Genomic DNA, 12104 nt, shown 5'->3' with positions numbered 1-12104 from the left:
GCTATCATGTAATTGTTTTGCTATGGCGCTGGATGACGAAATTACTATTAATGCTGCTTTATTGATGTTTATTATCCGGCCACGTCTGGGATACAAAATAAATAACGCTATTTTTGTATCCTGGTGGTGAGCATTATGCAGTTTCACGGATTGCTATTTGATTTAGACGGAACCCTGGTTAACTCGCTGGATTTTGTCGAACAATCCTGGCGCACATGGGCCAATCACCACGGGCTGGATGCGCAGGCGGTTCGTGATTATCTGCACGGTAAACCGGCGGTCAGCACGCTACGCCATTTTATGCCCGACGCCAGCGACGCGGCGGTACACGATGAATTCCTGATGCTGGAAGCCTACGAAGCCCGTCATGCGGTGGGAATGACCCCCGTTGCCGGAGCGGTGGACTTTCTTAACCAGCTCAATGCGCAGGCAGTGCCCTGGGGGATTGTCACCTCGGGCTCGCTGAAAGTGGCTTCTGCCCGCATTCGCCATGCCGGGCTGCCGTTTCCCACCGCGCTGGTCACCAGCGAGGATATCCGGCACGGCAAACCCCATCCCGAACCCTTTTTACTGGGCGCGCAAAAACTGAAATTGCCTGCGTCCGACTGCATCGCTTTTGAAGATTCTTACGCGGGCCTGGTGTCGGCCCGGGAAGCGGGTTGCGCCGTGATCGATGTGCTCACCGCGCAGTCGGTGGCACACAACATCGACACGCGCGCCACGCTCAGCCATTACCGGGGCCTCGCCATCGTGGCCGGGCGCGGGGCTGATTTCTTTCTCAAGATTTAGCAACGGAGTTTTTTATGCCTTCCAGAAAAACCCTGGCGAATGCCATTCGTTTTCTCAGTATCGACGCGGTGCAACGCGCCAAATCCGGTCACCCGGGCGCCCCGATGGGCATGGCTGACATTGCCGAAGTCCTGTGGCGTGATTTCCTGAACCATAACCCGAACAACCCGGCCTGGGCTGACCGCGACCGCTTCGTGCTGTCCAACGGCCACGGCTCAATGCTGATTTACAGCCTGCTGCACCTCACCGGCTATGACCTGCCGATTGACGAGCTGAAAAACTTCCGCCAGTTGCACTCAAAAACCCCGGGCCACCCGGAAGTGGGCTACACCGCCGGTGTGGAAACCACCACCGGTCCGCTGGGCCAGGGCATCGCTAATGCCGTAGGCATGGCTATCGCCGAGAAAACCCTGGCGGCGCAGTTCAACCGTCCGGGCCACGACATTGTCGACCACTTTACTTACGCCTTTATGGGCGACGGCTGCATGATGGAAGGCATCTCCCACGAGGTGTGCTCCCTGGCCGGTACCCTGAAGCTCGGCAAGCTGGTGGCGTTCTATGACGACAACGGCATTTCCATTGACGGCCACGTGGAAGGCTGGTTTACCGACGATACCGCAAAACGCTTTGAAGCCTACGGCTGGCACGTGGTGCGCGGCGTGGATGGTCATGATGCGGACGCGATCAAACGCGCCGTGGAAGAGGCCCGCGCCGTAACCGACAAGCCGTCCCTGCTGATGTGCAAAACCGTTATCGGCTTCGGTTCACCGAACAAAGCCGGTACGCATGACTCCCACGGTGCCCCGCTGGGCGACGCAGAAGTGGCGCTGACCCGCGAAGCGCTTGGCTGGAAACACGCTGCCTTTGAAATCCCGTCTGACATCTATGCCCAGTGGGATGCGAAAGAAGCCGGAGCCGCGAAAGAATCCGCATGGAATGAGAAATTCGCGGCCTACGCGAAAGCCTTCCCGGAGCAGGCGGCGGAGTTTACCCGGCGGGTAAAGGGCGAACTGCCCGAGGATTTCGACAGCAAGGCCCAGGCGTGGATTGAGCGCTTACAGGCCAAACCGGCGAAAATCGCCAGCCGTAAAGCATCCCAGAACGCCATCGAAGCCTTTGGCCCGCTGCTGCCTGAATTCCTCGGCGGCTCTGCTGACCTGGCCCCGTCCAACCTGACGATCTGGTCCGGCTCGAAAGCGATCAACGAAGACACTGCCGGTAACTATATCCACTACGGCGTGCGCGAATTCGGTATGACCGCTATCGCCAACGGTATCGCCCTGCACGGCGGCTTCCTGCCATACACCTCCACCTTCCTGATGTTTGTGGAATACGCCCGTAACGCGGTGCGTATGGCGGCCCTGATGAAACAGCGCCAGGTGATGGTTTATACCCATGACTCCATCGGCCTGGGCGAAGACGGCCCGACCCACCAGCCGGTGGAGCAGATAGCATCGCTGCGCCTGACGCCGAACCTCAGCACCTGGCGGCCCTGCGACCAGGTTGAATCCGCAGTGGCATGGAAATACGCCGTGGCGCGTCAGGACGGCCCGACGGCGCTGATTTTTTCGCGCCAGAATCTGACCCAGCAGGAACGCACCTGGCAGCAAATCCAGGATATCTCACGCGGGGGCTATGTGCTCAGGGACTGCAACGGCCAGCCGCAGCTGATCCTGATCGCCACCGGCTCGGAAGTGGAACTGGCAGTAGAGGCCTGGGAACAGTTGGCAGAACAAGGCGTGAACGTTCGGGTGGTGTCGATGCCGTCTACCGACGCGTTCGACCAGCAGGACGCCGCCTGGCGCGAATCGGTGCTGCCGCAGGCCGTTACCGCGCGGGTGGCGGTTGAGGCGGGTATCACCGACTACTGGTACAAATACGTCGGCCTGAACGGCGCGGTTGTCGGTATGCATAGCTACGGTGAGTCTGCGCCAGCGGAACAACTTTATGAGGCGTTCGGTCTCACCGTGGACGCGGTGATCCAGCAGGCTAACGTGCTGCTGGCCTGACGTTTACGGCCCCTCTCATTTGGGGCCGGTTTAACCCTGGAGGACTTAACATGTACCGCGTTGATCTGCATATGCACACCGTTGCCAGCACCCATGCCTACAGTACGGTTCAGGAATATATTGCCGCCGCTGCCCGCAAAAACCTCCGCCTGATTGCCATCACCGATCACGGCCCGGAAATGGTCGATGCGCCGCATGCGTTTCACTTTACCAATCAGCGCATTCTGCCGCGCGTGGTGGAAGGCGTCGGGATTTTGCGCGGCATTGAGGCCAATATCAAAGCCAACGGCGAAACCGACTGTAGTGACAAAATGCGCGCCGCGCTGGATCTCATCATCGCCGGGTTCCATAAACAGGTGTTTGCGCCCGCCGATATCGTGGCCCATACCGATGCACTGATCGCCGTTATCGCCAGCGGCAAGGTGCATATCATTAGCCATCCGGGCAATCCCGAATACCCGATTGATATACCGGCGGTCGTTGAAGCGGCAAAAACCTATAACGTGGCGCTGGAGGTCAATAACGCCTCGTTTATGCATTCAAGAAAGGGGAGTGAGGCCAACTGCCGGAAAATCGTCGAGGCCGTGCGCGACAGCGGCGGGATGCTCTCGCTGGGCACCGACGCCCACAGCGCCTTTTCGCTGGGTGACTTTAGCGCCTGCTGGCATTTGCTGGAAGAGACGGACTTCCCCGAGGCGCAAATCCTCAATGCCTCGCCGCGACGCGTACTGGAATTTCTTGAACAGCACGGCGGCGCGAGGATCGAGGAAATTTACGCACTTACAGGTCGATAACGGTGCCGCGCGGCAGGTTTAACGACTTGCGAATCGCCGAAATGACCTCCGTGGGTTTCAGCAATAGCGAGTTAATGCACACGTTTAACACCCGGCAACCTTCAAAGCGCGACGGGTTGTCGATAGTGATGTCCGAGGCGATGATCACCAGCTCGGTATGAATAATATCTTTCTCGGTGATGGGATTCTTCAGCCCCAGCACGCCCTGAGTCTCAATCTTGATCGAGAAACGGTAGGCTTTCGCCAGCTTTTCCAACTGCTCGGCGGCCATATAAGTGTGCGCCACACCGGTCGCGCAGGCGGTGACCGCCACGATTTGCAGGTTGCGATCGCTGGAGAAGGGCTGCACGTCTTCTTTTGTTATACGGGCCATTATTGGCTAGCTCCCTTGTTCTTACGCCGGTATTCAAGCGGCGTACAATCATTAATATCCCGGAACACCTTGCAGAAATAGTTGGTATCGGTGAAACCGCATTTCTCTGATATCTCATTGATTTTCAGGTTGGTATTGGTCAGCAGTGTTTTTGAACGCGAAATCCGGACTAACTTCAGGTACTCGTTAAATTTACTCTCTGATTCGCGGGAAAACAGCCGCGACAAATAACCGGGGGAAATATTAAAGGTCTCCGCAACGCTCTCCCGGTTGATCTCCATGTGGTAATGCGTGTCGAGATGGCTTTTGATCTCATCCAGCAGCGAGAAGGTGCCCTTGTGATCGTTCATCCCCTCGGTGATCTGGTACAGCAGATCGTTGAGCAGCGCATAAACAATATGGGCAAACGTTTCGCCGGTTTGATCCTGCGCCCATGCCAGCGATTCCGCCAGTTCCAGCAGCCGGTCACGCACCGTACTGCTGGAGTTTTGCAGGTTAAACTTTTCCACTTCTTTAAAGCGGGTGCCGTCCCAGTTGCTGATGCTGAAACCGACATCCTGTTTCCAGAAAACGATCGACATACAAATCACCGGGCTTTCCCACTGGGGTGAGTTCCAACTGTTGGCGGGGATATAGGTAATTGTTCCCACCGGCCGGGTGCATTTAATCACCCGGTCAGTGCCTTTGGGCAGCAGCATCGTCAGTGCGCCTTTCACCACCAGCTCAATGCGCGGAACGTGGAGGTGATAGGCCATCGCTGGCGGCTGCGCGTTGCCGCTGGCCACCAGCACACTCTCCGTGGTGGAGCACTGGGTGCTGAACTCGCTTAAAATCGACTGGATAAATGCGCCCATTCGCTGACTGCTCCCGTTACTCTTGTGGTTTGATCACGGTTTTCAGCACCTTCACCATTACCGCAGTGGTAACGGTACCGGCGATCACCGAGACGATGTAGCCAAAATGGTTGCCCACCACCGGCAGCACGATAAGCCCGCCCCAGGGCGCGGCATTGGTGGCACCGAACCACAGCGACAGCACCGCCGCCACCGCGCTGCCGGTCATGATCGCCGGGATAACCCGTACCGGGTCAGCGGCGGCAAACGGGATAGCGCCCTCGGTGATACCCATCACGCCCATAATTACCGCCGGTTTCCCGGCTTCACGCTCAACGTCATTAAAAATGCCTTTGAATAAAAAGGTCGCCAGCGCCAGCCCCAGCGGCGGCGTGCAGTCGGCTGCCGCCACGGCCGCCATCAGTTGTGGGTTGGTGGAAATCAGGGCGACGGCAAAAAAGAAGGCGGTTTTGTTGAGTGGGCCGCCCATATCGACGGCGATCATGCAGCCTAAAATGGTGCCGAGAATGATAAACGACGCCCCCTGCATGTTGCCCAGCCACGCGCTCAGCCACTTCATCAGCCCGGCAACCGGGTCGCCGATAATGTAGTAAACCGCCATTCCGGTGATAAAGGTCCCGACCAGCGGAATAATAAAAATCGGCAGCATCATCCTGAGAAAGCCCGGAACGTTTAACCGCGCGATCAGGCTCAGCAGCAGCCAGACAATCAACCCGGCAATGATGCCAGCCAGCATCCCGCCTAAGAACCCGGCACCCATCTGGTACGCCATCAGACCGCCAATTGCGCCGGGGGCAAGGCCGGGTTTATCCACCATCGACCAGGCGATAAACCCGGCGAGGATGGGAATAAACAACGTCAGCCCGGCGAGGCCGATTTGCGACATCGCCTTCAGGAAGCCGCTGTCGGGAATGGCGGCATGGTCGTTAAACATCACTGCCAGCGCCAGCAGCACGCCGCCCGCCACCACAAAGGGGATCATGTATGACACGCCGGTCATAAAATGTCGTTTGGTGTTTTTTAATTGTTTTAACATTTCCGCCTCGTTACCGGTGTCAGCACGCTAGAGCGCCAGCGCGTTAAAAATTAGCTGGTACAGCGCGGCTGGCGTTGCGGCCTTCTGGATCTGCGCAACGAATTCATCATCCATCAGTAGCCGCGCAAGGGTAGAAAAGTACTTCATATGTTCGTTGCGCGCCGCAGACCGGCTGATGGTCAGCATAAATACCGTGTCCACCTGCACACCGCCCCAGGCCACCGGCTGGTTGAGGGTGGCGACGCTGATGGTGGAGGCGTTAATGGCGTCGGTTTGCGCATGAGGAATAGCAAACCCGGAGCCGACGACGGTGGGGAAGGGCACTTCCCTGGCCCAGATATCCTGGCAAAGCGCATCCCGCGAATCGGTACGCTGGAGCAGCCACAAATTGTCCACCATCTTTTTAATCACTTCGTTTTTATCCTGCGCGTCCAGACCCCACTGGATAACGTCCGGCGTAATTAATGCGCGATCGGTGAGCGGCTGGCGCGTTTGCCGTAGCACCTCAGCCTCATGGCGGTAATAGCGCAGGACTTTTTCACTCGCGCTGGCGATCAAAATCCCCGGTTCGCCATCCAGCACCATGTCGCGCGGCGCGGTAAAATCGATCGCTGAAAAATCGATATCCGCCAGCGTCGGGATGCCCATCGAACGCGCCAGGATCGCGGTGTGCGAGGTTTTACCGGTTGATGCCAGCACCAGCCCCGCGAGGTGTTGTTTATCGATGGCGATAAACTGGCTGGGCGTCAGGGTGGTAGCGAACAGGATCGACGGCTGGGTCAGCGCCAGATGTGGCTGCATCAACGATGGCGCACCGTACAGGGCGCTCAGCAGTTGGGTGGCAATATCCAGAATATCCAGCGTTCGCTCCTGGATATAGTGGCTGGCGGAGCGCTCAAACACAGCGCTGAAATCCCGCGCGGCGGAAATAATCGCCGACCACCCGTTCATGCGGTTATCGATATGGTCGACCATCGCGTCCCAAAATGCGCGGTCGGTAATGTACGCCAGGTGGGCTTCCGTCAGGTCGCGCTCAATGCCGTGGGTGGTGTCCAGCGCCGCTTCCAGTTCCCTGCGCAGCGCGTTCAACCCCTCGCTTAGCCGCCGCTTTTCGTTATCTGGCGTATCGAGATCGCCAGGATTGCGCGCCATCAGCTCATCAAACGTCAAGCCCTGCATCACCACGGGCCTGGCGATGGCGATACCGGCGCTGACGCGGGTGCCTTGCAGGTAGTCGGGGTGCAGCTCCTGTAAACAGCGGGGGAGAACACCGGTCATGGGGGCGCTGGCGGGTTCCAGAACGGCGGCGAAAACGGGCAGGTTTTTTAGCAGTTCGAAAAGCTGGGCTGCGGCGGCCGGCGCGTCGGGTCCTTTAAGCGTTATCCGGCAGTTATCGCCCGGTAAGGTATCGGTGGCCACCAGCGACAGTGCGCTTTTGGCACTGCCATCCAGCCCGGAACGGCGGTTATGCCAGCGGATATCGGCCTGAAATGCGTTGCACAAACGCGCGATATGCCCGGCAGGCCTGGCGTGGATGCCCTCGCTGAGTTCGCATTGCCAGGTTATCTCCATATTACTTGACTCCTGAAGCCCGCCGGGGCTGTTGATCATAGGCGTTGCCTCTATCTTTCATGGTTCCGTTCAGAGTTTGTATAGCAAAAAAGAGGCCTTTTCTTAAAAATAGTGACCTGATTGTGAATTTGTGACATTTGTCATATTCATGTCATAACGATGATATTCACAGGCCGTTGTTTTCACGGCATTTTGACAGGCGCCCCGCAGGAATGAGATTTGCGATATGGGTCACAAATTTTAAGTGTAATAAGCAATGAGGCCGACAACCCGCTGAAATAAAAAAAGGCTTCCTTTTCAGGAAGCCCTTACGTTTAGCGAAGGGTTTGATTATTCAACCGTCAGGATTCGTGTGGTATTGGTGCTGCCGATGGTGCCCATCACATCGCCCTGGGTAACGATAACCAGGTCGCCGGAAACCAGATAGCCTTTATCACGCAGCAGAGTGACCGCATCGTGCGCCGCCGCCACGCCTTCGTTTTCACTGTCGAAGTACACCGGGGTTACGCCGCGGTACAGCGCCGTCAGGTTCAGGGTGTGCTCATGGCGAGACATGGCGAAAATTGGCAGACCGGAGCTGATGCGCGAGGTCATCAGCGCGGTACGGCCAGATTCGGTCATGGTCAGGATTGCGGTCACGCCTTTCAGGTGGTTCGCCGCGTACATGGCGGACATGGCGATCGCTTCTTCGACATTATCGAACTGTACATCCAGACGGTGTTTGGAGACGTTGATACTCGGGATTTTTTCTGCGCCGAGGCACACGCGTGCCATCGCCGCCACGGTTTCCGCCGGGTACTGGCCTGCTGCGGTTTCCGCAGACAGCATCACCGCATCGGTGCCATCGAGCACGGCGTTTGCCACGTCCATCACTTCCGCACGGGTCGGCATCGGGTTCGTGATCATCGACTCCATCATCTGGGTGGCGGTGATCACCGCGCGGTTCAGCTTACGGGCGCGGCGGATCAGGGTTTTCTGGATACCCACCAGCTCCGGGTCGCCGATTTCCACGCCCAGGTCGCCACGGGCAACCATCACCACGTCAGAAGCGTTGATGATATCGTCCATCGCGTCCAGATCGCATACCGCTTCCGCACGTTCCACTTTGGCGACGATTTTCGCGTTACAGCCCGCGTCACGTGCTAAGCGGCGCGCATAGTTCAGGTCTTCGCCGCAGCGCGGGAAGGAGACCGCCAGATAATCCACGCCGATCTGCGCGGCAGTGAGGATATCGGCTTTGTCTTTTTCAGTCAGCGCTTCAGCCGACAGGCCGCCGCCGAGTTTGTTGATGCCTTTGTTGTTGGACAGCGGGCCGCCAACGGTGACTTCGGTAAACACTTTCATGCCCTGGACTTCCAGGACTTTTAACTGCACGCGACCGTCGTCGAGCAGCAGGATGTCGCCCGGCACCACGTCAGCGGGCAGGCCTTTGTAGTCAATACCGACTTTTTCTTTATCGCCTTCACCTTTACCCAGGTTGGCGTCGAGCAAGAATTTGTCGCCGATATTGAGGAAAACTTTGCCTTCTTTGAAGGTCGATACACGAATTTTAGGGCCCTGGAGGTCACCCAGGATGGCGACATGACGACCCAGTTTGGCCGCGATTTCGCGGACTTTGTCTGCACGTAATTTGTGGTCTTCAGGAGTGCCGTGGGAGAAATTCATTCGTACAACGTTAGCGCCGGCGGTAATCACCTTTTCCAGGTTATTGTCACGATCCGTTGCCGGGCCTAACGTGGTAACGATTTTGGTTCTGCGAAGCCGTCTGGACATGTAATACTCCGTTGACTGAAACAACTTTGGTGTTGCGTGAACATAAACTCGGCAGGCGGGCACGCCAGCTGGCGCAGCCAAAACCATAGCCGAATGGTTTTATAAGTACAGCTTTCTTATCTCAACAAGGCTATTTGTTGTCAGGAACGTACAGTTCCTTATCAAACCGCGATTCCTTCAACGCTTCCTTGACTCGCTTCAAGTTATCCCTGAATTTCGCCCCGCGCCGCAACGTGAAACCGGTTGCAAGCACGTCAATCAACGTCAACTGGGCCAAACGGGATACCATCGGCATGTAAATATCCGTATCTTCTGGAACATCCAGCAATAATGCAAGTGTCGCTTCCCGGGCAAGGGGCGTTCCGGCGGAGGTAATCGCTAACACCATGGCATCGTTTTCACGCGCCAGCTGCGCCAGTTCCACCAGATTTTTAGTGCGCCCGGTGTGGGAAATCAGCACCACCACATCGTCGGCGCTACAATTCATACAGCTCATGCGTTGTACCACGATGTCATCGGAATAGATCACCGGTACATTGAAGCGGAAAAATTTGTTCATGGCGTCGTGAGCCACCGCCGCTGACGAACCGAGCCCAAAAAAGGCAATGCGTTTTGCCTGGGTGAGTAGGTCTACTGCGCGATTGACCGCGTTCATATCCAGCGATTGGCGCACGTGATCGAGGCTCGCCATGGCAGATTCGAAAATTTTCGCGGTATAGGCTTCAACGCTATCATCTTCATCGACGTTGCGGTTCACATACGGGGTGCCGTTTGCCAGACTTTGCGCCAGATGGAGTTTAAAATCGGGGAAACCTTTGGTGTCAAGGCTACGGCAGAAACGGTTGACCGTCGGCTCGCTTACGCCGGCAATGTTCGCCAGACGGGCGATACTGAGGTGAATGGCCCGCGAGGGAGAGGTGAGGATCACTTCAGCGACTTTGCGTTCAGATTTGCTTAATTGTTCCAGTTGCGACTGGATTTTTTCCAGCATATTCATGATTTATCATTAACTCATGGAAAAAAGCGATTTCTAAAAGTGATGAAACCGGAAAGCGAATTAGCAAGAATATACTCCTGAGCACTCACGGGAAGAGACAAATGACCAAAAATGTCGTTGTTTTTTTTCATACCTTGATCCGTGTCTGATTTTGTTAAGCGGTTTCATTATGTAAAAACAGAGCAGGATGCTGGCACCATACGGAAAAAGCGGCACGCCAAAACCCGGTATAGTGGCGTTAATGCAGAAAGGTTTCAGAAACCCATTAAAAGCAGTAGAGTGCGGTGTAAGAAAATTACAGATAACCTGGCTCAGAACCAGGATCATTCAAACGAGGAGAATGACATGGCGGTAACGCAAACAGCCCAGGCATGTGACCTGGTCATTTTCGGCGCAAAGGGCGACCTCGCGCGTCGAAAACTGCTGCCTTCCCTGTACCAGCTGGAAAAAGCAGGCCAAATCCACCCTGACACTCGCATTCTTGGTGTTGGCCGCGCGGACTGGGATAAAGAGACCTATACCAAAATCGTTCGTGAAGCGTTAGAAACCTTCATGAAAGAGAAGATCAACGAAGGACTCTGGGACAAACTCAGCAGCCGCCTCGACTTCTGCAATCTCGACGTCAATGATACCGCCGCGTTTACCCGTCTCGGCAAACTGCTTGACCAGCAAAACCGCGTCACCATTAACTACTTTGCCATGCCGCCAAGCACCTTCGGCGCAATCTGCAAAGGGCTGGGCGAAGCCAGGCTCAACGCCAAACCGGCGCGTGTAGTAATGGAAAAACCGCTCGGCACCTCGCTGGAAACCTCCCGCGAAATTAATGACCAGGTGGGCGAGTATTTTGAAGAGTGCCAGGTTTACCGTATCGACCACTATCTGGGTAAAGAGACGGTGCTCAACCTGCTGGCGCTGCGCTTCGCCAACTCCCTGTTCGCCAATAACTGGGATAACCGCACCATCGATCACGTGGAAATCACCGTGGCGGAAGAGGTAGGCATTGAAGGACGCTGGGGGTATTTCGACCAGGCGGGCCAGATGCGCGATATGATCCAGAACCACCTGCTGCAAATCCTGTGCATGATCGCCATGTCGCCGCCGTCCGACCTGACTGCGGACCATATCCGCGATGAGAAAGTGAAAGTGCTGCAATCCCTGCGCCGCATCGACCGCAGCAATGTCCGTGAAAAAACCGTGCGCGGGCAGTACACCGCAGGCTTTGCCCAGGGCCAGAAAGTGCCGGGTTACCTGGAAGAAGAGGGCGCCAACAAATCCAGCAGCACCGAGACCTTCGTGGCTATCCGCGTGGACATCGACAACTGGCGTTGGGCGGGCGTGCCGTTCTATCTGCGTACCGGCAAGCGCTTACCGACCAAATGTTCTGAAGTCGTTGTTTACTTCAAAAACCCGGCGCTGAACCTGTTCAAAGACTCCTGGCAGGATCTCCCGCAGAACAAACTGACCATTCGTCTGCAACCGGATGAGGGCGTGGATATTCAGATCCTCAATAAAGTGCCGGGCCTGGATCACAAGCACAACCTGCAAACCACCAAGCTGGACCTGAGCTACTCCGAAACTTTCAACGAGTCGCATCTGGCGGACGCCTACGAGCGCCTGTTGCTGGAAACCATGCGTGGTATCCAGGCGCTGTTCGTGCGCCGCGATGAAGTGGAAGAGGCGTGGAAATGGGTCGACTCCATTACCGAAGCCTGGGCTGCCGATAACGACGCGCCGAAACCGTATCAGGCAGGCACCTGGGGCCCGGTGGCATCGGTGGCGATGATCACCCGCGATGGCCGCTCCTGGAATGAGTTCGAATAACCGGGAACCCTCATCCTTAAGGGTTATTTTACCGGTAACATGATCTGCGGCATCAGGTTTATACTTTTTTGCATTTTAACGCCCCG

10 protein-coding genes are annotated in these 12104 nt (G+C 56.5%); 4 read left to right on the top strand and 6 right to left on the bottom strand.

What is annotated here, in order from left to right; genetic code table 11:
- Positions 1–135 precede the first annotated feature (135 nt).
- The 3 genes from ACVV26_RS13390 to ACVV26_RS13380 are packed head-to-tail and all read left to right on the top strand — an operon-like array spanning position 136 to position 3592.
- Complete coding sequence (locus ACVV26_RS13390) at positions 136–789, top strand: HAD-IA family hydrolase (protein ID WP_474797557.1); 654 nt, start codon at positions 136–138, stop codon at positions 787–789.
- Positions 790–803: 14 nt separating this feature from the next.
- A complete protein-coding gene (tkt, locus tag ACVV26_RS13385; RefSeq protein ID WP_474797555.1) occupies positions 804–2798 on the top strand; it encodes a transketolase in 1995 nt (664 codons plus the stop codon).
- Positions 2799–2848: 50 nt separating this feature from the next.
- Positions 2849–3592, top strand: a complete 744-nt coding sequence (locus ACVV26_RS13380; protein ID WP_474797553.1) for a phosphatase — start codon at positions 2849–2851, stop codon at positions 3590–3592.
- On the opposite strand, the gene ACVV26_RS13375 is transcribed toward ACVV26_RS13380, so the two are convergent.
- From ACVV26_RS13375 to ACVV26_RS13350, 6 genes are all read right to left on the bottom strand, one after another.
- Positions 3579–3965 (bottom strand): PTS fructose transporter subunit IIB, encoded by a 387-nt coding sequence (locus ACVV26_RS13375; RefSeq protein ID WP_312985720.1) that lies wholly within the window; start codon positions 3963–3965, stop codon positions 3579–3581. The two genes, ACVV26_RS13380 and ACVV26_RS13375, sit on opposite strands and share 14 nt — an antisense overlap.
- Positions 3965–4819 (bottom strand): helix-turn-helix domain-containing protein, encoded by an 855-nt coding sequence (locus ACVV26_RS13370; protein WP_474797551.1) that lies wholly within the window; start codon positions 4817–4819, stop codon positions 3965–3967. The genes ACVV26_RS13375 and ACVV26_RS13370 overlap by 1 nt, the downstream gene beginning before the upstream one ends.
- Before the next feature lie 16 nt (positions 4820–4835).
- Positions 4836–5855, bottom strand: a complete 1020-nt coding sequence (locus ACVV26_RS13365) for a PTS fructose transporter subunit IIC (RefSeq protein WP_312985724.1) — start codon at positions 5853–5855, stop codon at positions 4836–4838.
- A 27-nt stretch (positions 5856–5882) separates the two neighbouring features.
- On the bottom strand, positions 5883–7427 hold the full coding sequence (locus ACVV26_RS13360; RefSeq protein ID WP_474797549.1) for a PTS sugar transporter subunit IIA: 1545 nt from the start codon (positions 7425–7427) through the stop codon (positions 5883–5885).
- A gap of 330 nt (positions 7428–7757) precedes the next feature.
- Positions 7758–9200, bottom strand: a complete 1443-nt coding sequence (gene pyk / locus ACVV26_RS13355; protein WP_125291916.1) for a pyruvate kinase — start codon at positions 9198–9200, stop codon at positions 7758–7760.
- Between the two features lie 130 nt (positions 9201–9330).
- The gene (locus tag ACVV26_RS13350) at positions 9331–10197 is read right to left on the bottom strand and encodes a MurR/RpiR family transcriptional regulator (RefSeq protein ID WP_474797547.1); all 867 of its coding nucleotides are present in this window, start codon (positions 10195–10197) and stop codon (positions 9331–9333) included.
- Positions 10198–10542: 345 nt separating this feature from the next.
- Here ACVV26_RS13350 and zwf point away from each other — a divergent pair, with 345 nt between their 5' ends.
- Positions 10543–12018 carry a glucose-6-phosphate dehydrogenase gene (gene zwf, locus ACVV26_RS13345; RefSeq protein ID WP_474797545.1) on the top strand — a complete coding sequence of 492 codons (1476 nt, stop codon included), beginning with the start codon at positions 10543–10545 and terminating at the stop codon, positions 12016–12018.
- Positions 12019–12104: the final 86 nt, after the last annotated feature.

This window comes from Atlantibacter sp. MEI4A-1023 (genome assembly GCF_056155425.1).
This window is presented reverse-complemented; position numbering and strand designations above follow the sequence as displayed.